Annotated in this window: 32 protein-coding genes; 25 read left to right on the top strand and 7 right to left on the bottom strand. The window is 41.2% G+C overall.

What is annotated here, in order from left to right; genetic code table 11:
• Positions 1–89 precede the first annotated feature (89 nt).
• The 4 genes from IHV12_RS03210 to IHV12_RS03195 all read right to left on the bottom strand — a co-directional run bounded on the left by IHV12_RS03210 (position 90) and on the right by IHV12_RS03195 (position 3,021).
• A complete protein-coding gene (locus tag IHV12_RS03210) occupies positions 90–1,790 on the bottom strand; it encodes a methyl-accepting chemotaxis protein (protein WP_197189783.1) in 1,701 nt (566 codons plus the stop codon).
• Entirely contained in the window at positions 1,768–2,283 is a 516-nt protein-coding gene (locus tag IHV12_RS03205; RefSeq protein WP_197189782.1) for a chemotaxis protein CheW, read from the bottom strand. The genes IHV12_RS03210 and IHV12_RS03205 overlap by 23 nt, the downstream gene beginning before the upstream one ends.
• 230 nt (positions 2,284–2,513) lie before the next feature.
• Positions 2,514–2,717 (bottom strand): hypothetical protein, encoded by a 204-nt coding sequence (locus tag IHV12_RS03200; protein WP_197189781.1) that lies wholly within the window; start codon positions 2,715–2,717, stop codon positions 2,514–2,516.
• Between the two features lie 103 nt (positions 2,718–2,820).
• Positions 2,821–3,021 (bottom strand): hypothetical protein, encoded by a 201-nt coding sequence (locus IHV12_RS03195; protein ID WP_197189780.1) that lies wholly within the window; start codon positions 3,019–3,021, stop codon positions 2,821–2,823.
• Positions 3,022–3,195: 174 nt separating this feature from the next.
• On the opposite strand from IHV12_RS03195, the gene IHV12_RS03190 reads away from it, so the two are divergent.
• The 4 genes from IHV12_RS03190 to IHV12_RS03175 all read left to right on the top strand — a co-directional run bounded on the left by IHV12_RS03190 (position 3,196) and on the right by IHV12_RS03175 (position 5,246).
• Positions 3,196–3,498, top strand: coding sequence for a hypothetical protein (locus tag IHV12_RS03190; protein ID WP_197189779.1), 303 nt, complete (start codon positions 3,196–3,198; stop codon positions 3,496–3,498).
• A gap of 92 nt (positions 3,499–3,590) precedes the next feature.
• Positions 3,591–4,670, top strand: coding sequence for a DUF4097 family beta strand repeat-containing protein (locus IHV12_RS03185; RefSeq protein ID WP_197189778.1), 1,080 nt, complete (start codon positions 3,591–3,593; stop codon positions 4,668–4,670).
• Positions 4,671–4,684: 14 nt separating this feature from the next.
• On the top strand, positions 4,685–4,873 hold the full coding sequence (locus IHV12_RS03180; protein ID WP_197189777.1) for a PspC domain-containing protein: 189 nt from the start codon (positions 4,685–4,687) through the stop codon (positions 4,871–4,873).
• A gap of 1 nt (position 4,874) precedes the next feature.
• A complete protein-coding gene (locus IHV12_RS03175) occupies positions 4,875–5,246 on the top strand; it encodes a phage holin family protein (RefSeq protein ID WP_197189776.1) in 372 nt (123 codons plus the stop codon).
• Here the strand turns inward: IHV12_RS03175 and IHV12_RS03170 are convergent.
• Complete coding sequence (locus IHV12_RS03170; protein ID WP_197189775.1) at positions 5,220–5,381, bottom strand: hypothetical protein; 162 nt, start codon at positions 5,379–5,381, stop codon at positions 5,220–5,222. The genes IHV12_RS03175 and IHV12_RS03170 overlap by 27 nt on opposite strands.
• 756 nt (positions 5,382–6,137) lie before the next feature.
• On the opposite strand from IHV12_RS03170, the gene IHV12_RS03165 reads away from it, so the two are divergent.
• From IHV12_RS03165 to IHV12_RS03105, 13 genes are all read left to right on the top strand, one after another.
• Positions 6,138–6,707 (top strand): cytoplasmic protein, encoded by a 570-nt coding sequence (locus tag IHV12_RS03165; protein ID WP_231620616.1) that lies wholly within the window; start codon positions 6,138–6,140, stop codon positions 6,705–6,707.
• Positions 6,708–6,796: 89 nt separating this feature from the next.
• Positions 6,797–7,288, top strand: coding sequence for a GNAT family N-acetyltransferase (locus IHV12_RS03160; RefSeq protein ID WP_231620615.1), 492 nt, complete (start codon positions 6,797–6,799; stop codon positions 7,286–7,288).
• Between the two features lie 75 nt (positions 7,289–7,363).
• Positions 7,364–8,299: an HPr(Ser) kinase/phosphatase gene (gene hprK / locus IHV12_RS03155; RefSeq protein ID WP_137791665.1), complete on the top strand. Its 936-nt coding sequence runs from the start codon at positions 7,364–7,366 to the stop codon at positions 8,297–8,299.
• A 22-nt stretch (positions 8,300–8,321) separates the two neighbouring features.
• The gene (gene lgt / locus IHV12_RS03150; protein ID WP_197189773.1) at positions 8,322–9,137 is read left to right on the top strand and encodes a prolipoprotein diacylglyceryl transferase; all 816 of its coding nucleotides are present in this window, start codon (positions 8,322–8,324) and stop codon (positions 9,135–9,137) included.
• Between the two features lie 16 nt (positions 9,138–9,153).
• Positions 9,154–10,122, top strand: a complete 969-nt coding sequence (locus IHV12_RS03145) for a nucleoside recognition domain-containing protein (protein ID WP_197189772.1) — start codon at positions 9,154–9,156, stop codon at positions 10,120–10,122.
• Positions 10,097–10,738 carry a pyrophosphatase PpaX gene (ppaX, locus tag IHV12_RS03140; protein ID WP_197129285.1) on the top strand — a complete coding sequence of 214 codons (642 nt, stop codon included), beginning with the start codon at positions 10,097–10,099 and terminating at the stop codon, positions 10,736–10,738. Before IHV12_RS03145 ends, ppaX begins: the two co-directional genes overlap by 26 nt.
• Positions 10,739–11,251, top strand: coding sequence for an acyltransferase (locus IHV12_RS03135; protein WP_197129288.1), 513 nt, complete (start codon positions 10,739–10,741; stop codon positions 11,249–11,251).
• 89 nt (positions 11,252–11,340) lie between these two features.
• A complete protein-coding gene (locus IHV12_RS03130; protein WP_066397668.1) occupies positions 11,341–11,931 on the top strand; it encodes a hypothetical protein in 591 nt (196 codons plus the stop codon).
• A 457-nt stretch (positions 11,932–12,388) separates the two neighbouring features.
• Entirely contained in the window at positions 12,389–13,858 is a 1,470-nt protein-coding gene (gene putP, locus IHV12_RS03125) for a sodium/proline symporter PutP (RefSeq protein WP_197189771.1), read from the top strand.
• 177 nt (positions 13,859–14,035) lie between these two features.
• The gene (locus tag IHV12_RS03120; RefSeq protein WP_197189770.1) at positions 14,036–14,284 is read left to right on the top strand and encodes a hypothetical protein; all 249 of its coding nucleotides are present in this window, start codon (positions 14,036–14,038) and stop codon (positions 14,282–14,284) included.
• Between the two features lie 189 nt (positions 14,285–14,473).
• Entirely contained in the window at positions 14,474–14,782 is a 309-nt protein-coding gene (locus IHV12_RS03115) for a hypothetical protein (protein WP_197189769.1), read from the top strand.
• A 76-nt stretch (positions 14,783–14,858) separates the two neighbouring features.
• A complete protein-coding gene (locus IHV12_RS03110; RefSeq protein ID WP_197189768.1) occupies positions 14,859–15,320 on the top strand; it encodes an SRPBCC family protein in 462 nt (153 codons plus the stop codon).
• A gap of 22 nt (positions 15,321–15,342) precedes the next feature.
• Entirely contained in the window at positions 15,343–15,885 is a 543-nt protein-coding gene (locus tag IHV12_RS03105) for a histidine phosphatase family protein (protein WP_197189767.1), read from the top strand.
• Positions 15,886–16,114: 229 nt separating this feature from the next.
• Here IHV12_RS03105 and IHV12_RS03100 read toward each other — a convergent pair whose 3' ends face one another.
• Together IHV12_RS03100 and cax are read right to left on the bottom strand one after the other, a co-directional pair.
• Positions 16,115–17,137 carry a redoxin domain-containing protein gene (locus IHV12_RS03100; RefSeq protein ID WP_197189766.1) on the bottom strand — a complete coding sequence of 341 codons (1,023 nt, stop codon included), beginning with the start codon at positions 17,135–17,137 and terminating at the stop codon, positions 16,115–16,117.
• A 414-nt stretch (positions 17,138–17,551) separates the two neighbouring features.
• Positions 17,552–18,607, bottom strand: coding sequence for a calcium/proton exchanger (gene cax / locus IHV12_RS03095; RefSeq protein WP_197190342.1), 1,056 nt, complete (start codon positions 18,605–18,607; stop codon positions 17,552–17,554).
• A gap of 261 nt (positions 18,608–18,868) precedes the next feature.
• Here cax and IHV12_RS03090 point away from each other — a divergent pair, with 261 nt between their 5' ends.
• From IHV12_RS03090 to hisIE, 8 genes are read left to right on the top strand one after another with little or no spacing between them, the layout of a single operon-like run.
• Complete coding sequence (locus IHV12_RS03090; protein ID WP_197189765.1) at positions 18,869–20,053, top strand: ATP phosphoribosyltransferase regulatory subunit; 1,185 nt, start codon at positions 18,869–18,871, stop codon at positions 20,051–20,053.
• Complete coding sequence (hisG, locus tag IHV12_RS03085; protein ID WP_197189764.1) at positions 20,050–20,694, top strand: ATP phosphoribosyltransferase; 645 nt, start codon at positions 20,050–20,052, stop codon at positions 20,692–20,694. The genes IHV12_RS03090 and hisG overlap by 4 nt, the downstream gene beginning before the upstream one ends.
• Positions 20,691–21,962: a histidinol dehydrogenase gene (gene hisD, locus IHV12_RS03080; RefSeq protein WP_197189763.1), complete on the top strand. Its 1,272-nt coding sequence runs from the start codon at positions 20,691–20,693 to the stop codon at positions 21,960–21,962. Before hisG ends, hisD begins: the two co-directional genes overlap by 4 nt.
• Positions 21,963–22,559, top strand: a complete 597-nt coding sequence (hisB, locus tag IHV12_RS03075) for an imidazoleglycerol-phosphate dehydratase HisB (RefSeq protein WP_197129317.1) — start codon at positions 21,963–21,965, stop codon at positions 22,557–22,559.
• A complete protein-coding gene (gene hisH, locus IHV12_RS03070; protein WP_197189762.1) occupies positions 22,560–23,201 on the top strand; it encodes an imidazole glycerol phosphate synthase subunit HisH in 642 nt (213 codons plus the stop codon).
• Positions 23,198–23,929, top strand: a complete 732-nt coding sequence (hisA, locus tag IHV12_RS03065) for a 1-(5-phosphoribosyl)-5-[(5-phosphoribosylamino)methylideneamino]imidazole-4-carboxamide isomerase (RefSeq protein ID WP_197189761.1) — start codon at positions 23,198–23,200, stop codon at positions 23,927–23,929. The genes hisH and hisA overlap by 4 nt, the downstream gene beginning before the upstream one ends.
• The gene (gene hisF / locus IHV12_RS03060) at positions 23,929–24,687 is read left to right on the top strand and encodes an imidazole glycerol phosphate synthase subunit HisF (protein ID WP_197189760.1); all 759 of its coding nucleotides are present in this window, start codon (positions 23,929–23,931) and stop codon (positions 24,685–24,687) included. Before hisA ends, hisF begins: the two co-directional genes overlap by 1 nt.
• Entirely contained in the window at positions 24,684–25,328 is a 645-nt protein-coding gene (gene hisIE / locus IHV12_RS03055) for a bifunctional phosphoribosyl-AMP cyclohydrolase/phosphoribosyl-ATP diphosphatase HisIE (protein WP_197189759.1), read from the top strand. The genes hisF and hisIE overlap by 4 nt, the downstream gene beginning before the upstream one ends.
• Positions 25,329–25,563: the final 235 nt, after the last annotated feature.

The following is a 25,563-nucleotide window of genomic DNA, read 5'->3' as shown; positions in this document are numbered from 1 at the left end:
CCAATGTTTTTTAGTTTGAGCGGTACAAACTAGTTGCTCTTGAAAAACAAATGGTAGATTTCCTGCCTACTAGGGACCTGAGAAAGAATCTATACCTTGAACTGGCTAGTCGCTTCTTGTAGTTCTTCCGCCATTGTTGATAAAGAGTTGGCAGATGAAGCGATTTCTTCCATGGATGCGAGTTGTTCTTCTGTTGCAGCCGAAACATTCTGAGCCCCAGATGCGGATGATACAGCGAGCTCGGAAACAAAATCAATTGATTTCACAACTTGCGCAGTTCCAACGGCCACTTGTTCGGATGCAGCTGAGATCTCATTCACTTGTTGCGAGACATCCTCAATGGAAGATAAGATTTTTCTGAAGGATTCTCCTGAAGATTGCGCAAGTGAAATTCCCAATACCAGTTCTTTATTTCCAAGTTCCATCGATTGTACAGCTTCCTTTGTATCCACTTGAATGGAGTGGATCAACTGGCTGATTTGATTCGCAGAGGCTGCAGACTGTTCTGCTAATTTTCTAACCTCATCGGCAACTACTGCAAATCCTCTGCCATGTTCTCCGGCTCTTGCAGCTTCAATTGCAGCGTTTAAGGCAAGCAGGTTTGTTTGAGAAGAAATGTTTGTTATCACATCCACGATCTGATCAATTTCTAAAGACCTTACTCCTAAACTCTGTATGGCCTTTCCGGTTTGTTGAAGGGATTGATCGATGGTTTCCATTTGTTTTACCATGTTATCCATCGATTGGTTTCCTTCGTAAGCTAACTGAAGCGAGTCTTGTGAAGTGCTTGATACGTTCGTAGCACTAGCAGCGATTTGCTGAATACCAGCACTCATCTCACTGATGACGAGTGAGCTCTCCCCAACATTTTTAACTTGATGATCAGATCCGCTCGCCATCTCTTGAATACTTCCAGCGATTTGTTGAGTAGCTTCACTATTTTGTTCAGCACTTGCTAACAGTTGTTCTGAACTTGCAGCGACCATCTGCGAACTGCCTTTGATTTGGGAGATGAGAAGAACTAAATTATTCTTCATCTGCTCAAATGAACGAGCTAGTTCACCAATCTCATCTCTATTTTTCACAGAAATGGTCTTACCTGTTAAATCACCATTCGAGATAAGTCCAGCTTGTTGAGAAAGTAGAAGAATTGGTTTTGAAATTAAATGTGAAATATAGAGTGCAACTGCAAAACCAAGCAGTACGGCAATAATCGAGAACATAGTAACGAATTTAGCACCATCTTTAAATAGATCCACTGAGGAATTCGTGGCTAATGTTGCACCTTTTTCATTGATTTCAATCAATGATCTAAGGTGGTCATCAGCTGAAGTCCAACCAGAGTGCATTTCTAATTGAAGCTTGTTTGCAAGGGTAATGTTATTTTCACTTTTAGCTTTTAACACTGCTGGAATACCGTCTATGTAGGTGTTTATATCTGCCAAAAAGGCTTCATATACCTCTTGCTCTTTATTGCTATCAATAAGGGGGGCATACTTTCCGCTTCTTTCATTCATTTCTAGGACGGTTTCATCTATTCTACCTGTTAGACGTTCAATTTCAGTTTTTTCGTCAGTGAGGATAAGTTTAAGAAGAATACGCTGGATATCTGAAATATTTCCATTCATCCCTCCAAGATAAACAAGGCTTGGTGTCCAAATTTTGTTTATTTCTTCGGCTTTTTTTCCCATTCCATCCATTTTAATGAATGCTACAACACTGATTGCGATTAAGAGACTTAGTATGACTAAAAAGCTGCTGATTAGTTTAGCACGAATGTTGAATTTCATTTTCTTCACTCCCTATTGGATGATTGATTGTTTCGTGTTTTAAAGCAGAAGCCTCTGAAATCAACAGTTGGTCTACATTGATTATTGTTATTAATCTATTCTCTAGCTTGGATATGCCTAAAAGGTAGGGAGGGATGTTTTTGTCATTGATGGTGTTTGTTTGAATAGAATCGTGGGGGATATCTAGTACATCAGTTGCTTCATCCACTACTAATGCAAATGGTTTTTCTTCAAATTTGACAACAATGTACCTTTGTAAGGAATATTCGTGAGGAATTGAACCTGCATCTGAATATAAGAGGGTGCTTAGGTTAATAACCGGAGTTATTGTTCCGCGCAGGTTAATAACACCTAGAACGTGCTTTGGCATAGCTGGTACGACGGTAACTCGCTGTGTTTTCTCAATTGATAATACTTGCTCTACATGAAATGCGAATTCCTCACTGCCGATTTTAAACGCAACAGCTTTAAAGTCATCAAAAGCATCTTTCAAATTCATCACCCTTTTTTCTATATTTGCAGATAAAAGTCAGTTAAGTCATTATCAGACTTTTATACTACAGTTTAAATATCGACTATTTTAAACATTTATGAATTAAATATATAGGAAAGGTAGGATTTAACTAATTGAAATAGGACTTTTATGCTATGAACAGTTGAAGGAGGAAAGCAAAAAAAATACACCTTCTCTTTTTAAGAAAAGGTGCATTAGAATATTAGTTTTTATTTGTATTTTTCCTCTGAAGAAGAAGAGTTTTTTGTTCCTTTTTTGTCTTTTTCTTCACGCTTTTCTTGCTTAAGGTCTTCCATAGGAATGGGATCTACGTTTTGCTCACTCTCGAATTTATCAAACAGACTTTGTTGATCTGTTTTGTATTGTTCAGGATTGTCCATTTTGCCTTTTTGCTTCTTTTTCACGTCAGCCATAATAAATCACTCCTGTCTTAGTTATATATCCATTCCTTTTTTACGGTTTTGTTAAACAAATCTCCTCAAAACGACAATTTTCGTATAAAATAGATAGGTGTTTTTATTTCCATATCTTAGAAAGAAGTTTGTAGATTACATAGTTGATCACAATTACGATAAAAGTGCCGAACAGCCCAGCTAGAATTCGGTCACTAACGGTGAGTTCTTTAGCATCTTCAGTCATAACGCCGAATATAATGCTAGTGATCATCAGTATTGCTAATACTATAAAAAGAATGTTTAAGGTTCGAATCTGTTTCAATGGTGGTTGCTCCCTTGGGTGTTTTTGTCATTATGATACGGAATTTTAGAAGTTATGTCGAATGGCTATAGAGATAAAGGAAGATTGTTAAAAGGGGTCGAAGTAAAAAAGGCACGTGCCTTTTGCTTGCAGTCCCGTTTGTTATTGTCTTATTAAAGCAGGAGGTCTTGTTTCATGAAGGAAGGCTCAAAAAAAGCTATTTCTGCACTATGTTATTTTAGTCTGTTTTTCGCACCATTTTTATTTCCGATCGCTGTATTTTTTATCGCAGATGAGCCTGAAGTGATGGAGCACGCCAAGAGATCATTTTTGTCTCATCTTTTGCCTATCATCGCTGTTCCATTAGGTATTATTATCATTTTTGAAACGCAATATCATCTAGTTGCTATTATTATAAGTGGACTCATTTTTGGAACGCTGACATTAATTGTGATGATCTGGAATATTGTTAAAGGGATAAAGGTAATTGCTTCATAAACTAATTTTGTACAAGTAATACCGGAAAGTCTCAGTCATCTTAGAATCAGCCGACGCCGGTGACGGAACCCCATAAAAGGAGGCGTCAATGTATGGAAGAACGCAAAATGATTTTAAACATGCTGAACGAAGGTAAGATCTCTGTTGAAGAAGCGGAGAAACTTTTGTATGCCCTTAATGATAAGAAGAAGCTGCAGCTGAGCTCGATCGGTTCTCTCAACCTAAAAAAGAAAGCTGTGAATGGTGCTACTGCTGTTAAGCTTCCGACTTCCGGGTATAAAGTGGCAAAGTTTTTTGATCGTGTTGTAAAGCGTATTAAAACGGTTGACTTTGACTTGAATTTTGGACCTTCTGAACCTGTTCATTATGTCTTTCAAGATAGTCATGTCATGTTTCAGGCAATGGATGTTGAAGTATACAACGGTTCAGTAACGGTCGTTCCATGGGATCGAAAAGACGTGCAAGTCGAGTGCGATGCACATGTTTATAAAGTGCCAGAAGGATCTTCGGCGAAAACGAAATTTAGAAATGAAACGTTCTATGATTGTGACGCCACAAAGATGCGCTTCTATTCTAGAAATAAGCATCAGAAGGTAAACGCCGTCATTTCTATTCCAAGAGAAGCTTATGATGAGATAAAGATTACAACATTTAATGGACCCGTCAAAATAAGTGATTCTCATGCAAAAACACTGACAGTTAAAACGACTGTCGGTGCGATTGCGATGAACCACTGTACGGGAGAGAACGTTAAAGCCTCCGCTGCTAATGGCTCATTAACACTTAACGATTGTCAGTTTAAAGACGTAGAAGCCGAAACGATGAACGGACCTGTACGCCTTTCTGTTGATGCTTCACAAGTCCGGTCAGAAACCATAAACGGCTCCATCTACTGCCGTTTTGCTTCAGCGGTTGAAGGGTATGCATCTTTTAAGACGGTGACGGGAAAAATAGAAACAGAATTCCCAGATACCGTAGAGCTTGATGCCGTTCTTAAAACAATCGTTGGCGGATTTGTTTGTGATTTTGAATCAGTCGATGTGCGAGAAGAAAAGAAAGAAGTGACTCGGAAATTTCTTTCTTTTATTGCGAACGGAGGTAAGAGCTGGCCGTCTTTTAAATTGGAGGCGGAGGCAAAAACAGGCTCTGTTGTGGTGTTAAAAGCGAAATAGAGGTGACTTACATCATGAAAAAACTTAAAAGATCGAACGATGCTAAAATTTCAGGAGTATGCGGTGGAATTGCAGTGTATATGAATGTTGATCCTACGGTTGTAAGATTAGGAACAGTAGCGCTTGCTCTGTTTACAGCAGTTTTTCCAGTTGGTTTAGCGTACATTATCGCACTAGCTGTCATGCCAGAGGATGGCGTATAAAATGATGAGCTGGTTGGCTTCTTTATTAATTAATACGATTGCGCTAATGGTAGTAGCGGGTTACTTTGATGCTTTTCATATTGAAAATATCAGTGCTGCTCTACTAGCTAGCGTTTTGTTATCGCTTTTTAATGTTTTCCTAAAACCGATTCTAGTTCTGTTAACACTGCCTGTAACCATTTTCTCTCTCGGTTTATTTTTAATCGTAATCAACGCAGCCCTTTTATCGTTAACGGCGGAATTGATGGGTAACTCGTTTAATATCGATGGATTCGGAATGGCATTACTTGCTGCAGTCATTATTTCACTTCTCAATATGTTCCTTACGAATTTTGTATTGGAGCCTTTAAGAAAGAAGCGGAAAAGAAACTAGAGTAGCTGTTCGATTAAATCTAATTTTTGAAAAAGGCTGTTTTCGTAAACTTTGTTGCTTTTGGAAGTATTGATTTCCGTTCCAGGCTGCTCGCTTTCCACGGGGCAGGCGGTGAGCCACATTCGTACGTTTCACGTATAAGTGTCTCACCTGCCCGCCTGTCCCGTAGGAGTCTCGCACCTTCCACTACAATCAATTGTCAAAGGTGACAAGGAGTTCAAAGCAACAATCTTTTAGAAAAGAGCGTTGAAAAAACATCTTTTATACAAAGCTTGAAAAACCGGTGGATTCTCACCGGTTTTTCTTTTTTAATTGGCAGTGGTGATAATTGCGTTCCATTAATGGGCTAGGAAAGCTCTCTTTGCCTTCTGACCATTTAACTTTTGACCTCGAGGGGCTAACCACTGTAGCAAGACAGGTGAGACCACTAAAGGCGCGAAGCGTGCCAGCCACCTGAAATTTCTTCTCGTAAGGCATGCGACGAGGAATCTCCCTTCGATATAGGCATCACTTGTAACCGCAGGAGCACACATGCTCCTAGAACACCGCCCGCCCCGCGGAAAGCATGTATCCTGGAGCGGAAATCCCCTCATCTAGTTATGCTTTTTAAGAATCTCCCTAACAGAAGCATCATCTGGTTTCCATATTTTATATTTTATAGTAATATTAAGGTATTCTGTTTGAAAGAAAGGACTACAAGTGACCTGTATGCCAACATTTAATCTGTAATGGAAAACAATTTAGATCGCTTCTCAACCGTTAAGAAACAACGTGTTTCTGACCTCGGGAGAAGTCTGTCTACAACCCATTACAGAGGAAATACAGCGAACTGCAGTCCGTTATAACGGTAACATTGCGTTCAAAGCTCTCCTTGTATGAGGGGAGCTTTTTTTGCGTTCTGCAAGAAATCAAATAGAAGTTGTATTTCTTCACTACTACATTTTAGAGGTGAAGAAAAAAATGCAGATCCAACAATTTGCTTTAGCACTTAATCAACAAATGAGAGCGGACACGGTAAAAAAACAGTGCAAAATGTGCGGGAAAGTTACCACATTTACAGATACGACCATACAAAGACATAACGCAAACGGAAAGAACATCTATCAGTTTGCAATTTATAAATGTCCGAAAAACCATTCTTGGAACAAAAAGCTCAACATCTATAAATCGTTCACAGAACATGTCGATCCTCTATCGATCGTTCCTACATCATTTATAGAGATAGAGCCCGGTAAGAAGATTACTTCCTTGATGAGAGGGGATTCTTCATGCGAAATAAAGATAACATCAGTTAAGGGGGATTTTCGGATTGATCGCACACTTGCAGATCACCTTGAAGGGTGGAGCAGAACAGAGATCGCTCAACACATCAAAACAGGCAAGATTCTGTTAAACGATTGTTTAACAAAACCAAGTCAAAAGCTCTCCGTTCATGATAAAATTTTTATAGATGTAATTTAAGAACAATAATTGTTTCAGCCGTTTGCTTCGAACTCGATCAAACGGCATTTTTATTTTAGAAGGAGCTGAAGATCTTGCAAACGGATAGATTGAAATTCCGACCGTATACGACTGAGGATTTTTCGTTTTTTGCATCATTATGGGCTGATCCTGATGTCGTTCAATTCATCGGGAAAGGGGTAACTCGTTCAGAAGAAGAAGCTCGGAAAAGCTTTGAAGAATGGCTCCTCCCTGGATATCGTGAGGGCAGAGGATTGTTTTTGATTGAACATAGGGATAGTCTAGTTCCAATCGGTCACGCAGGTGTTGTGCAGCAAATGATCGATGGAAAAAAAGAGTATGAGATTGGCTATTGGTTGGCTAAGGAATTTTTGGGAAACGGCTACGCAACGGAGGCAGCGATTCACTTCAAAAATTACGCTGTTCAGAAACTAGGAATCACACGACTGATCTGTCTGATTCAGCGAAATAATAAAAGGTCTGTCTCGGTCGCATCGAGATTAGGGATGACCCTCCAAAAAGAATCAACGTTTAATACGATACCTGTAGATGTTTACAGTTGGGAGGGAAGTCAGAAATAACCCTATAGTACTCTTTGGTTAATCTGTGGTTGAAGTGATACAATAGAATCATTGAAAAATGTCGAGGAGGACCCAATGGCTAAGGTACATATTCATGAACTCATAAAGAAATTTCATCTAGAGCTTGTTAGTGGTGAAGAAGGGATTCACCGCACGATCCGAACAAGCGACATCTCACGGCCAGGCCTAGAGATGGCTGGTTATTTTACCTTTTATCCAGGTGAGCGCCTACAGCTTCTTGGAAAAACGGAACTTTCGTTTATTTCAGAGCTCGATCCTGAAACACGCATGGAGCGTTTAACAGCGCTTTGTACGGATGAGACGCCGGGAATCATCGTTTCTAGAGACATCGAAGTACCTAAAGAACTTCTTAAAGCTTCTCATAAAAGCGGAGTGCCAATCATGCGTTCACCTGTTACGACTACGCGTTTATCCAGTCGTATCACGAATTATTTAGAGAGTCGTTTAGCGCCAACGACTGCTAAACATGGTGTATTAGTAGATATTTATGGAATCGGTGTTTTGATAACAGGTAACTCTGGTGTCGGGAAAAGTGAGACCGCCCTTGAACTCGTAAAACGAGGGCACCGGTTAGTAGCGGATGATTCGGTTGAGATCAGACAGGAAGATGAAGATACGCTTATCGGCAGCGCACCTGAACTCATACAGCATCTGCTTGAGATTCGTGGTCTTGGCATCATCAACGTGATGACGTTGTTCGGTGCTGGAGCGATTCGCAACTATAAAAAAATCTCAATCGTTATGAATCTTGAAGCTTGGGATTCTAAAAAAGTCTATGACCGCTTAGGCTTAGAAGAAGAGACAACAAAGATTATTGATACAGAAATACCGATCTTAACGATTCCTGTTCGTCCTGGACGAAACTTAGCGGTCATTATTGAAGTCGCAGCGATGAACTTCCGTTTGAAGAGAATGGGCATGAATGCCGCACAACAATTCTCAGACCGCTTGACTGATGTAATTGAAGCTGGAGATGAAGAAGACCTATAAGAATGTGAAGGAAGTGTAGACTTTGGAAGAAACGATTCAACCTCTAAATCGTGTAGCACTCGAGTTAGGGCCGCTCACGATCTATTGGTACGGACTTATTATTGGGTTTGGTGCGATGCTTGGCCTTTGGCTTGCGGTAAGAGAATCAGAAAGACGCGGGCTTGCTAAGGATACGTTCGTTGATGTAGTCATGATTGCAGTGCCTGTGGCCATTTTATGTGCAAGGCTTTATTATGTAGCGTTTGAATGGGACTTTTATAAAGACCACCCAGGAAAGATTCTTGCTGTATGGGAAGGCGGAATCGCGATTCATGGTGCATTGATCGGTTCCTTCTTAACGGCACTCGTTTTTTCAAGAGTAAAGAAGATCTCGTTCTGGAAGCTTGTTGATATCGCAGCACCTAGCATCTTGCTCGGTCAGGCGATCGGACGCTGGGGCAACTTCATGAACCAAGAAGCTCATGGCGGAGAAGTGACACGAAACTTTTTAGAATCACTTATGCTGCCTGACTTTATTATTAATCAGATGTATATTGACGGAACTTATTATCATCCCACTTTTCTTTATGAATCACTTTGGAGCTTCATAGGTGTTATCGTCTTGCTTTATTTGCGCCGTGTTAACCTTCATAGAGGTGAATTGTTCTTGTCATATATCATCTGGTATTCGATCGGACGTTTCTTTGTAGAAGGACTTCGTACAGATAGCTTGATCGTTTGGGGAACTTCTCTTCGAATCGCACAAGTCGTTAGTTTGGTCTGGATTGCAGCGGCAGTGATCATCTGGATCTATAGAAGGAAAACAGGGTTGGCGAAACAACGATATCTAGAAAGCTAAGGGAGGCGAATGAAAAGTGGAAACGTTAAAAAAAGGCACACTTGCAGGCTTAAAAACCACTTGGACGCTAGGGAAAATCATTTTTCCTGTCACTTTACTCATCACGTTGCTGAGTCACACACCGGTGTTAGATTGGCTGATCTCTGTTTTAGCACCAGCCATGAAATGGATTGGTCTTCCGGGTGAAGCGGCGATCCCGCTCGTTCTCGGTAATTTTCTGAATCTATATGCAGGAATCGGGGGAATTCTGACTCTCGATTCTTTAACGGTGCAAGATGTATTTATTCTAGCTGTCATGCTTTCGTTTTCGCACAACCTGTTTATTGAGTCTGGTGTTGCAGCGAGTGTAGGTATCAAATTGTGGGTGATCTTACTCGTGCGAATCGGCTTGGCGCTTTTCTCTGCTTTTATGATCAACCTTTTATGGGATGGCGGAACAGAAAAAGCACAATACGGTTTTATTTCAAAGCCTGAAGCGGCTCCGAACGGCTGGGGGGAAATCACGCTCACCGCTCTAGAAAAAGCTTCGCTCGGTATTCTGCAACTAGCACTTATCGTCATACCCCTCATGATCATTATGCAGTATATGAAGGACAAAGGCTGGCTGAACAAGTTTTCGAAATGGATGGCACCAGCTATGAAGCTGCTAGGTATGAAAGAGAACACGTCTATGACGATGGCAGCCGGACTTACGATCGGTCTTGCCTATGGTGCAGGTGTGATGATGCAGGCGGCGAAAGAGGACGGCGTATCAAAGAAAGATCTGTATTTAGCTTTTATCTTTCTCGTAAGCTGTCACGCCGTTGTTGAGGATACACTTGTTTTTGTACCATTAGGAATTCCCGTTCTGCCGTTGTTGATCATTCGAGTAGTGACGGCGATCGTTCTTACTGTAATAGTAGCTTACGTATGGAACAAGATGGAACGGAAAAATCGTTTAACAAGAAAGGAACGACAACATGAAACGCAACACCATACTATTTGATCTAGACGGAACATTAATCAATACGAACGAACTGATCATCGCTTCTTTCCTTTACACATTAGATAAGCATTTTCCAGAACAATACAATCGTGAGAGTGTCTTGCCGTTTATGGGGATGCCGCTCGTTGAGACGATGGAGCAGTTCGATAAAGAAAAAGTATCAGACTTAGTTCAAACATACCGTGAACATAACATCTCGCATCACGATGAACTTGTTACAGAGTTTGAAGGAGTTTTTGAAACGGTAGAAGAATTGTATAAAAAGGGCTATAAACTGGGCATCGTAACTACAAAAATGAGAAATACAGTCGAGATGGGCTTACGCCTTGTTGGTCTGGATAAGTTCTTTCAAACGGTTGTTACGCTAGATGACGTGAAAAACGCGAAGCCAGATCCAGAGCCTGTTCAAAAAGCGTTAACCTTGCTCGGTTCAACACCAGAAGAAGCAATCATGGTAGGCGACAGCAAGTACGATATTCTTGCGGGTCAGAATGCTGGCACACAAACGGCTGGTGTAGCATGGACCATTCGCGGCAACGATTATTTGCAGCAGTTTAATCCAGACTTCATGCTGAATGAAATGACGGATTTGCTGGATGTTTTAGGAGAGAGATAATTGCGGAATACTGAGCGTTATCCGGTAAAAGGAAGAAACTCGTTGTACCAAGTGTATGACACTGTCCCATTCTGGAAAGTGGTAAAGAATTTTATCGCGATACAAGTGGCTCGATACACGCCATTTCTACCTATGAAAAATTGGCTATACCGTACTTTTTTGAAGATGAAGGTCGGTGAGGGGACAGCGTTCGCCTTGATGGTCATGCCAGACATCATGTATCCTGAACGAATTTCAGTCGGGAAGAACTGTGTGATCGGCTATAATACAACGATATTAGCTCACGAATATTTGATAAAAGAATACCGTTTAGGTGATGTGATCGTGGGCGATGAAGTGATGATCGGTGCGAACTCTACGATCCTCCCAGGCGTTACGATCGGTGACGGTGCGATCGTGTCAGCTGGAACACTCGTCCACAAAAATGTTCCAGAGGGATCTTTCGTCGGTGGTAATCCGATGCAGGTCATCTACACGAAAGAAGAACTTCTTAAGAGGGAAATGGAAAGATAGAAATTTGTCGTAAGTTCCCCTCTTGGGTTTTCTTGATTTTCGTCGTATACTTAAAACAGGCAAAAAAGCGAAAGCTGGAGGCGCATACTATGAGAAGGAAATCATTCTCGATCGTATTTATGAAGAACACGTTTAAAATTGGACACCTCGTTGAAGACAACTGTCAGTCTCAGCATGCACCGAAAGCATCTCATCCACAAAATAAGGCCGAACAACTTGCTGCCCGCGATACCTATCGTTTCCGGACTGCTGTGTCAAAAATGAAAGGTCATGGTCTTGTTAAGCATTACGAACTTCAAAGCAAACGTGCAAAGCTGGTTTTTTACGGCGACTATTCTACTTACAAACGTAACGTACCTCATATTGCGTTTACACGCGAACATTTTCAACACTACTTTGGAACAGAAGATTTAATCTGTGAATTTCTCCTAGATACTTCTATTTATTTATTTAAAGAACTCCATTTTTTAGAAGAGATCCAACTGGATATTCCGAGTCATGGCAAGATGTATACGGTCGAACTGACGCGACAGGAACTGGATGATTACATGAAGTGTGATCTGGCCGAAATGAAAGATGGTCATCACCATAGGTTCTTCTACATCTACCGAGACGAAGAGCTGGATCTATTTACGAATCAATTTGTAAAGGTCAAACGATTAAGACGAAAAAAATTATAAAGTGATTAAAAACTGGCGCCCAAACGTCTTATGAATGGGTACCAGTTTTTTTGATGTGTAAAGGGAGTGAGTGGGGAATAGCGAGTATGTGGGTTAGGTGCTAGTGACACACAACGAAATTTGTCGAGGATTGCAGACTCGTGGATAAACAGCCAAAACTCGTGGATTCAGCACTAAAACTCGTGGATAAACAGCCAAAACTTCTGGATTGAATGCAGAAACTTCTGGATTCGGCACCAAAACACTTGGATTCAGAGCCAAAACTACTGGATTGATTAATCCTTATGTGCCACGCCACCTTGTTTTGGCAGCTAACAAGCTCATTAATAGATGTCTTCCAAAAAAAAATCTATTCCTTTTGTCGAAAAATGTCTTTATAATAAAAATGTTCCTTTTTATAATTTTTAAAATATTGAAAGCGTTTTTACAACAAGAAAAGGCAGGAGGAAAACTGAATATGGGTTATGGAGTTATTTTTTCAATTAGTGTGTACATGATCGGGATGGTGCTGATCGGGCTTTATGCGTACCGAAAGACCGATAACCTTACCGATTACATGCTTGGTGGAAGAAATCTTGGACCAGCTGTTACCGCACTTAGTGCAGGTGCATCAGATATGAGTGGATGGCTGTTGATGGGTCTACCAGGTGCAATGTACGTATCTGGTTTGAGTGCTGGATGGATTGTGATCGGCTTGTGTGCAGGTGCCTATTTAAACTGGCTATTCGTTGCACCTCGACTCAGAACGTATACGGAAGTAGCGAACAACTCAATTACGATTCCAGATTATTTTGAGAATCGATTTAAAGATACTTCACGCATACTGCGTATTACGTCTGCGTTAGTTATCGTGATTTTCTTTACGTTTTACTCATCATCCGGAATGGTTGCGGGCGGACAATTGTTTGAGACAGCTTTTGGTCTGAATTACATGTGGGGAATCTTGCTTACAGCTGGAGTAGTTATTATTTATACTTTATTCGGTGGGTTTTTAGCGGTAAGTTATACAGATTTCGTACAAGGAGCGATCATGTTTGTAGCGTTAATCCTTGTACCATTCGTAGCCATTTTAAAAGTTGGCGGATGGGATGCTTCGTTTAACGAGATCGAAAGCATCAGTCCAACTTTGCTTGATGCCTTTACGGGGACTAGCTTGATCGGTATCATCTCCTTATTAGCATGGGGATTGGGTTACTTTGGCCAGCCGCATATTATCGTTCGTTTTATGGCGATCACGTCTGTAAAAGAGATGAAGAGCGCTAGACGAATCGGAATGGGTTGGATGGTTTTCTCCATCGTTGGAGCGATGTTCACAGGTCTAGTAGGGATTGCTTACTTCAACCAAGCGGGAGCACCTCTTGGAGAAGCAAAGGCTGAAACGGTATTTATCTTATTATCTGAAGTATTGTTCCACCCGATCATTACGGGCTTCTTGCTTGCAGCAATCTTAGCGGCAGTTATGAGTACGATCTCATCTCAGTTGCTCGTAACATCGAGTGCTTTGACGGAAGATTTTTACAAAGCATTCGTAAAACGTTCTGCATCTGACAAGGAACTCGTGTTAGTAGGGCGTTTGGCCGTTTTAGCTGTTGCCGTTATTGCATTTGTTATGGCTCTTAATCCGAGTGAAACGATTCTGAATCTTGTAGGTTATGCATGGGCAGGGTTTGGTGCTGCATTCGGTCCGGTCGTCTTGCTGAGTCTATATTGGAAGAGAATGACGAAATGGTCTGCTTTTGCTGGTATCGTTGTAGGGGCTTTAACTGTTATTGTTTGGGAACTCATCCCGGCTATGGCTGATGTATATGAGATCATTCCAGGATTCATCGCATGTACACTAACGATCGTAGTCTTTAGCTTGATGACAAAAGAACCAAGTGCAAGTATTCTGGAAGAGTTTGAAGAAACGAAAAGATTAGTAAGTTAATAGTGAGGATATGGACTGACCAAATAGCGGATTTAATTGCTGATTTGGTCAGTTTTTTCTTAGAATAAAGCTGTTTTCTAAAAGATTGTTGCTTTTAATCTAAAAAGTATAATTTACATTTTTTTCAAGTGAAATGTATAATAAAGTAGGATCGATTTTATTGAGGGGGAAAATTAAGTGAATAAATATGGTAAACTTTCACTATTGATGGTTGGTATTTGTATAGTCATTTCCTTTTTCATCAATGAAAACATCAAGTACCCAGGCATTTTCCTGTTAGTATTCAGCATACTTTCGATTACAGGAGTGGTTTTTGCTATCTTATCAAAGAAACGGACCAATATCATTCTAGGCGTAGTTCTAAATAGTGCTACATTAGTTTTCTTCTTCTTTTTGTTGCTAGCAATGGGATTTAGCGAAGCATAATTGGACAAATACAAACTAATTTACGACTCAGTTATGGGTCGTTTTTTCTATGTGAAGGAAACGTACACGAATAAAAATGGGTTACATAAAATTGTACTCGAAAGAAAGTTATGTGATTAAACAATTGTTTAAAAGAATTCACTCTTGATAGCAGCCTCCGCATATGATGGTATAAGCGGGGTGACGGACATGAGGATAAAAGATAGAGTGAAGCTTTGGTTCTTAGGATCGCTTTATCCAGAGAAATCATTACGACCAATCGACAGCAAGGAGCAGTTTAAGAGCGACTTAAACAAGGGCCGTCCGGTAATCTTTACGTTAAGAGATGTTTACGGATTAATTTTATTTGATAAAAAAGAGCAACTCGGAACACTGTATACAAAAGATGTGTTCGGTATAACGGAAGATTATAGAAGTTATTATTCTATGCCTGAGCTGATCTCGTTCTACAGTGAGCATGTTAGTGAAGGAATTTTATTCTATACAGAGAATAGTTAAAGAATCATATTCTGTTAGACACCTCATTTAATGGGGTGTTGTTTTTTACATACTCATAAGAAAGTGAGTCATAATCATGCCTATCATTATACACCGAGAATTTGTACATGCTTCTGCAGAAACCTGTTTTGATCTTGCACGAAACGTAGATATTCATACTGAAACGACTTCTCATACAGGAGAAAGAGCGGTCGCCGGAGTAACGTCAGGATATATGGAAAAAGGCGATCATGTGACGTGGGAAGCTGTTCATCTTGGCGTGAGACAAAGATTGACTGCAAAAATTATTGAGATGGAAAGACCTCATATGTTCGTAGATGTGATGGTAAAGGGGGCTTTCCATTCATTCGTGCATACTCACACCTTTGAACCGAAGGGGAACGGGACCGTTATGGTGGATCATTTTCATTACAAGTCTCCGTTTGGCGTGATTGGAAGATTAGCAGATTGGTTGTTCCTAGAGAAGTACATGACGAATTTTCTAGTAGGAAGGGCGAGAGCGCTAAAAGAGATCGCAGAAAATACGCAACACACATAAAGGTAGAAAGCGGTGATCAGTGATGAAGATAGGAATGGTACGTCATTTCAAAGTCAAAAGAGGCTATCCGACTGAAAAATGGATCACGCCGTCTGAATTTGATCAGTGGTTGAAAGAATACGAAGCGTCTGATGTAGAAGAAACAGACGTTGACTTAGGCGGAATCAACTGGAATACATGCTATTCGAGTACAGTTCGTCGTGCAGAATACACAGCAGGAAAGATTTATAGAGGAGAGCTGATTAGAACAGATGATCTTCGTGAAATCCCAGTCTATCCGTTTTTTAAAAGAGATATTAAGATTCCAATGATTTTATATCCACTTTGCATTCGAACAGCATGGTTCTTTAACCACAAATCTCAGCTTGAGCGTAGAACGGATGTAGAAATGCGTGTTTCAAAGATCGTTGACCGCATACTAGAAGAAAACGAAGAAAATGCACTAATCGTAAGTCATGGTGGACTCATGATGTTTATGAGAAAAGAACTGATCCGTAGAGGATTTAAGGGACCAAGATTAGGCAGACCCGAAAATGCGAAGCTCTATTTGTTTGAGAAGATCTAGGTGGGGCTGTCGAGGTGTGTCGAAAATCGGATAAATAATTTTATCCGTGAAATTATGTGTGCTATCCGTGAAATTATGTATGCTATCCGTGAATATATTGGTCATTACCGTGAATAAAAAAGAGATTACCGTGAAATTGTGCACTTTTACATCTATGTATTGAAAGAAAACTGGCTGATACCCCACACGAAAAGGGAATGTAGCCAGTTTTCTTTCGTAAAACCTTCATTTATTGAGCATTCTTATAAAATTCTTCCATCATATCGTAGCTCATCGGGCCGATATGTTTTTGCACGATGATTCCTTTTTTATTAATAATAAAAGTAGTCGGAATCGTTACCGTTTTGTACGTATTTCCGACTTTACCGTCTGGATCTAATAAAACCGGAAAATTTAACTTGTATGATTGAGCAAACTTTTTCACTTCTTTTTCAGAGTCGCTGTCTGTTAAGTTCACAGCTAAGATTTCTACTTTCTTAGAGGAGTGGTCTCTATAGAAACGGACCATCTCAGGCATTTCTGCACGACAAGGCGGACACCATGTTGCCCAGAGGTTTACGAATACGACCTTTCCTTTGAGGTCTGATAGCTTTACGGTTTCGCCTTCAATCGTTTTTAATTCAAAATTCGGTGCACGGTCACCTGTTTTGATTCCATAAGATGCCGCCTCTACTGCTTCACCGTTCGTGTTCTGTCCACCGAGCGGAGAATTCGTGAGAACGGAAAAGAAGAATGCGGTGACTAGCATAGATAGAACGGTTTTTCTTATTTCAAATGAACCCTTCGTATATAAGTAGATTGACAGGATGGAAAAGAACAATGAGATCAATCCGTCTGCGAAGAGGGTGGTTGACGCAAAATGTGCACCATAATAAGCGGCGAAAAAAACAGTTAGACCTAATATTCCGATATAAAACACCCGAGTTCTATCAAGCTCCCGTTTTCCTGAAGTCCTTAGCATGTAAAGGATTGAAAAGATGATCCCGAGTACGATTCCTGTTTCTCCTCCATTAAAGTACAAGATGCTTAATGGATGTTCAACGATCAGTAGGGGATGCAGAACAGAATAACTGAATTTCCAAACCAATAGAAAAATTCCTACCGCATTACTCAATACGTCTAACAGCTGTTTTTTATCAGGTTCTTCTCTTACTTTTACATACAATATGCCATACGCGATCAACGCTGATCCTACAATCGCTAGCCAAACCATCTTTACTGGAAATGATCCGATCGTTAAATAATCCGCCATCGTTACACCCACCTTAAACTTGTCCTCTATTCTAAACTTTATCAAAGTTTTGCTATTTTTATTCCTAATTTGCTTGTTTCATTAAAAAAACCAGTGAAGGGTTTCTCCTTGCACTGGTCTTATGCTATATATTACATCTCTTTTTAAAATTCTGTTTCAGTGGCATTTAATTTTTTCCTTCTTTGACTGTTGATTTGAATGGAAGGTGCGTGCCTACCACTTGAAATACATCTCGTAAGGCATGCGACGAGGAAGCTTACTCCGGTAGCTTTAACTTTTAGACGGGAGCAAAAATCCTCTAGTGTCGAGCAGTCCAAGAAGTGAATGTGGCTCACCGCCTGCCCCGCGGAAAGCGAGCAACCTGGAATTGAAATCAACTACTTTCTTAAGCAATACTGAATACGAAACAGGCACTTATAAAAGATAAAAACCAACTCCCATGATCAGGTAGGCAGCTAGAAGGGTAAGCCCTTCAAACCAATTCGTATCGCCATCACTTGTTAACGAGATCGTTAAGAATACGGCGAGAACCATCGCTACGAGTTCAGGAAGCGTAAAGACAAGAGCCATCGACTTTTCAAAAAATAAAGAAACCAATACGAGCAAGGGAGCAACAAACATGGCGATCTGAAGTGTTGAACCAATTGCGATTTCTACGGCAACATTCATCTTATTCTTGTAAGCCATTATGATCGCTGAAGCATGCTCAGCTGCGTTACCAACAATCGCAACGATGATGATTCCGATGAACACTTCACTCCAGCCGAGCGTTCTGCCTACTTCTTCAAACGTATGCACGAGTTTTTCAGAAACATAAGCAACGGCAAGAGTAGCAAGAGCAAGGACGATAAGAGCTTTCCACTTACTCCATTCTGCTTTTTCATCTCCTTGCGCAACATCGTGTTCTGACTGATAGACACCGCGGTGAGTAACAAGCTTGAACAGAAGTGCGGCAATATAAAGAACGATCATGATGACAGAGACCCAAACACTCAAGGTGAGTGAATCGGCGTCGTTCAGTTTATAAGAAAAGACCTCAGGGAAAACAAAAGCGACTACCACAGCGAAAATCAATAGACCAGCGTTATGGCGTGCATCATAAACGTTGAACTTTTGTTGTTTATACTTTAATCCACCGATGAAAAATGACAAACCTCCGACTAGTAAAAGATTTCCGAGTACAGAACCAGTTAAAGACGCTAATACTACACTTATAAGTCCGGCTTTTAAAGCAAAGATTGAAATGATGAGCTCGACCGCGTTACCGAAAGTGGCGTTGAGTAACCCGCCAATTCTCGGCCCGGCTATGATGGCTAAGCTTTCAGTTGCGCGTCCCATATAACCAGCTAGTGCGATAATCGTTGCACAATAGATCACAAAGAGTAAGACAGCAGGCCAATGAAGAATGCTGCCGATAACGGATAGCGGTACGCCAATCATGATGGCAATAAAAAAGATGCGATTAAACAAGACGCATTCCATCCCTTCCTATGTATTTATTTTTACATACTATTCCCTGAAATCTGTTTTCTTAACTCAGAATAAGGATACAAGATTTTGTTTGAATTGGTTGACAGTTTCGACAAGTACGTGTAGACTAACAACTAAATCTTTATCATGGTAGTATATTAGCGAACTAAAGTGTTTCTATCAAATTCATGTAGAACCCAGCTCATATTTTCGTAAAACATTACTAAATCTATTCATTTTATAAATAAAGGATGAAGGATCATGTCAAAACCGTTTGTGTTTGAAAAACCAGCAGGTATGCGGGATACACTTCCTGCTTTTTATCAAAAAAATGAAGACATCAAAAATAAAATCAAACAAGAGATGGAGTCTTGGGGTTATCAATTCATTCAGACTCCTACTTTGGAATATCACGATACAGTCGGAGAAGCCTCCGCAATTTTAGATCAACAATTGTTCAAGCTGCTTGATATGGAAGGAAAAACATTGGTGCTCCGACCAGATATGACAGCTCCGATCGCGAGGGTCGTGTCATCAAGCATGAAGCATGTAGCTTACCCACTTCGCCTCGCATACAGTTCTCCCGTTTTTAGAGCGCAACAGCGAGAAGGAGGAAGGCCAGCAGAATTTGAACAAGTAGGTATCGAATTGATTGGTGAAGGAACGGCTAGTGCAGAAGCAGAAGCACTCGCTCTCATGTCCGAAGTGTTTAAAAAGAGCGGAATTGCTGCATTTACTGTAGCCGTTGGACATATAGGATTTGTGCAAGAGCTTCTTTCCGATATTTTAGGAAATGTTGATCGAGCAGCGGATTTGTTACGTTATTTAAATGAAAAAAATTACGTAGGCTACACTTCACATGTGAAGAAGCTTCCTCTATCTTCAATCGATACACAGCGCTTATTAAAACTGTTGGATTTAAGAGGTGGTATCGAAGTACTTGATGAAGCATCTTCATTAAATCCGAACAGAGTAGGACAGCAGACCTTACAAGAACTAAAGGACTTGTACAATCTCTTAGAAGATTATGATGCGGCACAAAACATCGTATTCGATTTTACGTTGTTCAGTCACATGAGTTATTACACGGGAATCGTGTTTGAAGGATACGCTGCTGGAATTGGCGCACCAATCGCGAGCGGAGGACGTTATGATGATCTGCTCAGTCGTTTTGACCGAAAAGCACCCGCTATTGGTTTTGCGATTCGAATGGACTATTTTGTAGAAGCACTCGGAAACAAAAGTGATGATACAAAGAGACATTGCATTCTTTACACAGATGAACGCAGAAAAGAAGCACTGAAGTTAGCAAAAGAAAAGCGTAATAAAGGGACGCATGTTGTGATGCAGAATCTTTCTGGAGTCAAAAATGTAGATGAATTCAGCAAACGTTTTGATGATGTGCAATATTTAATCGGAACACAGCAAGGAGAGGACTTTTCATGAGTACGGTATTAACGATGGCAATGCCAAAAGGGCGAATATTTGAAGAAGCAGTCGATCTTCTCAGACAAGCTGGATATCCGCTTCCTCCCGAATTTGATGAATCTAGAAAGTTAATTATCGATGCACCTGAAGCAGGTCTTCGTTTTATTCTGGCAAAACCGATGGATGTCCCTACCTATGTGGAACATGGTGTAGCTGATATCGGAATCGCCGGAAAAGATGTGATGCTTGAAGAAGAACGTGATGTTTATGAGGTGCTCGACCTGAAAATCTCAGAATGCTATCTGGCGGTTGCTGGGCTACCGAATGGACATGATCAAAGAGTTGCACCAAAGATCGCTTCGAAGTATCCGAATGTTGCGTCTCATTATTTTAGAGAGCAGGGACAGCAAGTTGAAGTGATCAAATTAAACGGATCGATCGAGCTTGCACCATTAATAGGGTTAGCAGATCGAATCGTTGATATCGTTTCAACGGGGCGGACGTTAAAAGAAAACGGTCTGGTTGAACTTGAGAAAATAGCTGAAATTACATCAAGGTTGATCGTGAATCCTGCTAGCTACAGATTGCATGCTGCACGCATCAACGATCTGGTTGAGCGACTTCGAACACTTGTTGAGAGCAAGGAGGAAGTTCAATGAGAATACAACCTGTCACTGAACTGAAAAACTTAGAGAGAAGTGTTGAACAAAACACGGAGAAGCAAAGAAAAGCGGTTCTTGATATTTTACAAAATGTGAAATCGAAGGGGGATAAAGCCCTTTTTGAATATACTGAAACATTTGATGGTGTTTCTCTTTCATCTCTTGAAGTAACAAAGAACGAAATAGATGAAGCCATCTCTTCACTTGATCCAAGTATGGTAGAAATTATTTCAGAAGCAGCAAGCAATATTCGTGAATATCACGAAAAACAACGACGACAGTCATGGTTCTTCACTCGTGAAGATGGAACGCTTTTGGGTCAAAAAGTAACGCCGCTTGATTCAGTCGGTGTGTACGTTCCAGGTGGAACAGCTGCTTATCCGTCATCTGTGTTGATGGGCGTCATACCAGCCGTTGTTGCGGGCGTAGAGGAGATCGTACTCGTTTCACCACCAGGGAAAGATGGAAAACTTCCGTCTGCTGTACTGGCTGCAGCTTCTATTGCCGGAGTTAAACGTATGTTTAAAATCGGTGGTGCACAAGCGATCGGAGCTCTGGCATATGGCACTGAATCGGTTCCCAAAACGGACAAAATCGTTGGTCCCGGTAACATATTCGTCGCGCTCGCAAAACGCGAAGTATTTGGTGTATGTGATATTGATATGATCGCGGGTCCGAGCGAAATCGCCGTTCTTGCGGATGAAACAGCAAACGCTCGTTACGTTGCGGCAGACCTTTTATCACAAGCCGAACATGATCCCCGATCAGCAGCGGTATTGGTAACAACTTCAAAAGTGTTAGCAGAAGAAGTTGCAACGGAAGTTGAGTCACAACTATCTAAACTCCCAAGAAAAGATATCGCGACAGAAGCGATTCGAGATCATGGAAGCATCTATATCGTGAATTCGCTTGAAGAAGGTGCAGATGTGATCAACCAGATCGCACCCGAACACCTTGAGATCATGACGAAAGATCCAATGAGTCTTCTCGGAAAAATAAAACACGCAGGTGCGATTTTTCTTGGAGAATACAGCTCAGAGCCTGTTGGGGATTATTTTGCAGGAAGCAATCATGTTCTTCCGACAAGTGGAACAGCACGTTTTTCAAGTCCACTTAACGTAGATGATTTTACGAAAAAATCAAGCGTGATTCGATATAGTGAACAGGCACTAAAAGAAAATGGAGAGAAAATATCAGCTTTTGCTCGCCTAGAGGGACTTGAAGCACATGCGAGAGCGATAGATGTTCGACTGGAGGACAAGTAGATGGAAAATCAAGCGCGACAACATACGATTGAAAGAAATACGAAAGAGACACAGATCAGCTTATCTCTAAACATTGACGGAGAAGGACAAGCCGATATTCAAACACCTGTCCCTTTTTTAAACCACATGTTAGACGCGATCGCACGTCACGGACATTTTGATCTGACGGTAAACGCTGCGGGAGATGTGGAGATCGATGACCATCATACAACAGAAGACGTTGGCATCTGTCTTGGTCAAGCAATTCAAGGAGCACTAGGGGATAAGCGAGGAATCAAACGATACGGTAATGCGTTTGTACCGATGGATGAAACGCTCGCTCAAGTGGTGATCGATCTATCCAACCGTCCGCACCTTGAATTTCGTGCAGAGTTTCCAAGTCAGAAAGTAGGAACGTTCGATACCGAGCTCGTGCATGAATTCTTTTGGAAGCTCGCGTTAGAGGCGAGAATGAACCTGCATGTGATCGTTCACTATGGCTCGAACACACACCATATTATAGAAGCTATTTTTAAAGCTTTTACAAAAGCGTTAGATGAAGCCACACAGATCGACCCTAGGGTAAAAGGAGTGCCTTCTACGAAAGGAATGTTATAGATGATCGGAATCATTGACTATGGAATGGGCAACTTGCATTCTGTCTGTTCTGCTCTAAAAAGAATCAATCAACCTTACATCCTCTCTGGAAATCCAGAGGAACTTCAAAAAACAGATGGACTGTTGTTGCCGGGAGTTGGTTCTTTTAAAGATGCGATGACGGAGTTAGAGAAGACAGGTCTCGCTAATTTTATAAAAAAAGAGGCGGAAAGCGGTAAGCCTCTGATGGGCATCTGTCTAGGCATGCAACTCCTTTTTGATGGCAGCAGCGAGAATGGTTTAACAAAAGGACTTGGATTACTTCCAGGAAGAGTTGAACGTTTTACAGGCAAAACGAATGAAGGACGTTTATATAAAGTGCCTCACATGGGATGGAACAATCTACACTTTTTGCAGAGTGATCAGCCGTTAGTAAAAGGTATAGACGAAGGATATGTTTATTTCGTCCATTCTTTTGTTGTACAGACGGAAAATAGAGAGGTACTTGCTGCAGTCGCTCAATACGAAGACGTGGAAGTTCCAGCTGTGGTCGGAAGCGGCAGGGTCATGGGTACGCAGTTTCACCCTGAAAAAAGTTCTGAGACTGGCATGTGCATGCTGAAAAACTTTTGCGATTTCGTTGAGGAGGGAAAACAAAGATGAATGCATTTATATTGTACCCCGCGATCGACATGCGTAATGGGAAGTGCGTAAGGTTGATGCAAGGAGACTATGAACAAGAAACCATCTACGGAGATTCCCCTTTTGAAATGGCAAAACAGTTTGCAGATCAAGGTGCAGAGTGGATTCATATGGTGGATCTTGACGGCGCAAAAGACGGAAAGAAAATCAACCATGAGCATGTATTGCGTGTTGCAAAAGAACTGTCTGCAAAAGTTCAGATCGGTGGAGGAATTCGTTCGATGGATGACGTTTCGTATTACTTAGACGGTGGAGTTGACCGGGTGATCTTAGGCAGTGCTGCGGTTTCGAATCCTGAATTTGTACGAGAAGCGTTACAGCAATACGGTGGTTCAAAGGTAGCGATCGGGCTTGATGCTCGTGATGGGTTTGTAGCCACTGAAGGATGGTTAGAAACGTCTCACATCAAAGCTGTTGATCTCGCGAAAAGATTAGTAGAAGAAGGTGCAGAGACGTTTATTTTCACAGACATCTCAAAAGACGGTATGCTGCAGGGACCGAACGTTGAAGCGATCGGAGAAATGGCGAACATCACTGGAAAAGAAGTGATTGCCTCAGGTGGTGTAAGCTCAATCGCTGATCTCGTTTCATTAAAAGCAGATGAACGTAACATCGCTGGTGCGATTATTGGAAAAGCGCTTTACACAAATCGATTTACCCTGCCAGAAGCGTTAGGAAGTGTGAAATAATGCTTACGAAAAGAATTATTCCTTGTCTAGATGTTAAGGAAGGAAGAGTTGTTAAAGGGATTCAGTTCCTTAACTTAGTCGACGCTGGTGATCCTGTTGAACTAGCGAGATTTTATGATGAAGAAGGAGCAGACGAGCTCGTTTTTCTTGATATTTCTGCTAGTCATGAAGGACGGGACACGATGGTTGAAGTTGTTGAACGAGTTGCAGCAGAACTCGCGATACCTTTTACCGTTGGTGGAGGTATTAATAAACTTCAAGATATGAAACGTGTGTTGCGGGCAGGAGCTGACAAAGTCTCTGTAAATACTGCAGCGGTTTTGCGACCAGAACTGATTACAGAAGGATCGGATTATTTTGGTGCCCAATGTATCGTAGTGGCGATCGATGCAAAGTATGACGAAGAGTTAAAATCATGGCGCGTGTATACGCATGGAGGTCGCAAACCCACTCAATGGGAAGTCACAGAGTGGGCGCGAGAAGCAGTAAATCGTGGTGCTGGAGAAATTCTGCTGACCAGCATGGATAAAGATGGAGAAAAGTCTGGATTCAATCTAGAGCTAACGAAAGCAGTGAGTGAAGCGGTAACCGTTCCAGTTATTGCGTCAGGTGGAGCTGGATCTTCCGAGCATTTTAGTGATGCGTTTACGATTGGAAAAGCTGATGCTGGCCTTGCTGCTAGTATTTTTCATTATAAAGAAACATCGATCACAGAGGTAAAAGCAGATTTGCGAAAGTTAGGGGTGTCTGTTCGATGAATTTAGAAAAACTGAAATTTGATGAAAAAGGATTGATTCCTGCCGTAGTCCAGGATATTCAATCAAAAGAGGTACTAACGGTCGCGTATATGAACCGAGAATCGCTCCAGAAAACAATCGAAATTGGCGAAACGGTGTTCTTTTCAAGATCACGACAAGAATTATGGCACAAAGGCGAAACTTCCGGAAATACACAAAGAGTCAGAAGCATCCGCTATGATTGCGATCAAGACGCTGTGGTTGTGCTTGTAGAACCGAAAGGGCCTGCTTGTCACACGGGCTCATATAGTTGTTTTTCAGAAACACTTTATGAGGTGGATGAGAGAGAAGACGCGCCAAACCCTGATCGATATAGAATTCTGACAGAACTGCAAGAGATTATCGCAAAACGAGAGCATGAGATGCCAGAAGGTGCTTACACAACCTATCTTTTTGAACATGGAGTCGATAAGATTCTGAAGAAAGTTGGGGAAGAAGCAGGGGAAGTGATTATCGCCGCTAAAAATCGTGATGCCGAAGAACTGAAATGGGAAGTTTCTGATCTTTTCTATCATGTTTTGGTATTATTGCAGGAGCAAAAGGTACCTTTAGACGAGATTTTGGCCACATTAAAGGAAAGACATACGAAAAAGGACGACTGAGGCTTTTTAGCTCGGTTGTTTTTTTGTGTCTGAAAGGATTTATGATCGATTCCAGGGATTTATGAGCGATTCCAGAGATTTATGATCGATTTCAGGGATTTATATTAGCCCCACCAAAGTGTTCCAAACTTTTCGCAATAACTTACAAACCTCGGACTCCTTGTCTCATACAGATTGACACGCATCCATCATTTTTTGTCGAAAGTTTCCTGCACATTATTTACAGTCTAAGGGG

The organism is Fictibacillus sp. 7GRE50 (genome assembly GCF_015903875.1).
GTDB classification, from domain to species: domain Bacteria; phylum Bacillota; class Bacilli; order Bacillales; family Fictibacillaceae; genus Fictibacillus; species Fictibacillus phosphorivorans.
The sequence above is the reverse complement of the archived record's forward strand: the minus strand, read 5'-3'. Positions and strand labels throughout refer to the sequence as shown.

What these genes read in the sequence shown, in the direction of transcription:
- IHV12_RS03210 (WP_197189783.1), bottom strand. Translation starts at nt 1,790, where the DNA reads ATGAAATTCAACATTCGTGCTAAACTAATCAGCAGCTTTTTAGTCATA.
- IHV12_RS03200 (WP_197189781.1), bottom strand. Translation starts at nt 2,717, where the DNA reads ATGGCTGACGTGAAAAAGAAGCAAAAAGGCAAAATGGACAATCCTGAA.
- IHV12_RS03190 (WP_197189779.1), top strand. Translation starts at nt 3,196, where the DNA reads ATGAAGGAAGGCTCAAAAAAAGCTATTTCTGCACTATGTTATTTTAGT.
- IHV12_RS03185 (WP_197189778.1), top strand. Translation starts at nt 3,591, where the DNA reads ATGGAAGAACGCAAAATGATTTTAAACATGCTGAACGAAGGTAAGATC.
- IHV12_RS03180 (WP_197189777.1), top strand. Translation starts at nt 4,685, where the DNA reads ATGAAAAAACTTAAAAGATCGAACGATGCTAAAATTTCAGGAGTATGC.
- IHV12_RS03175 (WP_197189776.1), top strand. Translation starts at nt 4,875, where the DNA reads ATGATGAGCTGGTTGGCTTCTTTATTAATTAATACGATTGCGCTAATG.
- hprK (WP_137791665.1), top strand. Translation starts at nt 7,364, where the DNA reads ATGGCTAAGGTACATATTCATGAACTCATAAAGAAATTTCATCTAGAG.
- ppaX (WP_197129285.1), top strand. Translation starts at nt 10,097, where the DNA reads ATGAAACGCAACACCATACTATTTGATCTAGACGGAACATTAATCAAT.
- IHV12_RS03130 (WP_066397668.1), top strand. Translation starts at nt 11,341, where the DNA reads ATGAGAAGGAAATCATTCTCGATCGTATTTATGAAGAACACGTTTAAA.
- putP (WP_197189771.1), top strand. Translation starts at nt 12,389, where the DNA reads ATGGGTTATGGAGTTATTTTTTCAATTAGTGTGTACATGATCGGGATG.
- IHV12_RS03115 (WP_197189769.1), top strand. Translation starts at nt 14,474, where the DNA reads ATGAGGATAAAAGATAGAGTGAAGCTTTGGTTCTTAGGATCGCTTTAT.
- IHV12_RS03110 (WP_197189768.1), top strand. Translation starts at nt 14,859, where the DNA reads ATGCCTATCATTATACACCGAGAATTTGTACATGCTTCTGCAGAAACC.
- IHV12_RS03105 (WP_197189767.1), top strand. Translation starts at nt 15,343, where the DNA reads ATGAAGATAGGAATGGTACGTCATTTCAAAGTCAAAAGAGGCTATCCG.
- IHV12_RS03100 (WP_197189766.1), bottom strand. Translation starts at nt 17,137, where the DNA reads ATGGCGGATTATTTAACGATCGGATCATTTCCAGTAAAGATGGTTTGG.
- IHV12_RS03090 (WP_197189765.1), top strand. Translation starts at nt 18,869, where the DNA reads ATGTCAAAACCGTTTGTGTTTGAAAAACCAGCAGGTATGCGGGATACA.
- hisG (WP_197189764.1), top strand. Translation starts at nt 20,050, where the DNA reads ATGAGTACGGTATTAACGATGGCAATGCCAAAAGGGCGAATATTTGAA.
- hisD (WP_197189763.1), top strand. Translation starts at nt 20,691, where the DNA reads ATGAGAATACAACCTGTCACTGAACTGAAAAACTTAGAGAGAAGTGTT.
- hisB (WP_197129317.1), top strand. Translation starts at nt 21,963, where the DNA reads ATGGAAAATCAAGCGCGACAACATACGATTGAAAGAAATACGAAAGAG.
- hisH (WP_197189762.1), top strand. Translation starts at nt 22,560, where the DNA reads ATGATCGGAATCATTGACTATGGAATGGGCAACTTGCATTCTGTCTGT.
- hisA (WP_197189761.1), top strand. Translation starts at nt 23,198, where the DNA reads ATGAATGCATTTATATTGTACCCCGCGATCGACATGCGTAATGGGAAG.
- hisF (WP_197189760.1), top strand. Translation starts at nt 23,929, where the DNA reads ATGCTTACGAAAAGAATTATTCCTTGTCTAGATGTTAAGGAAGGAAGA.
- hisIE (WP_197189759.1), top strand. Translation starts at nt 24,684, where the DNA reads ATGAATTTAGAAAAACTGAAATTTGATGAAAAAGGATTGATTCCTGCC.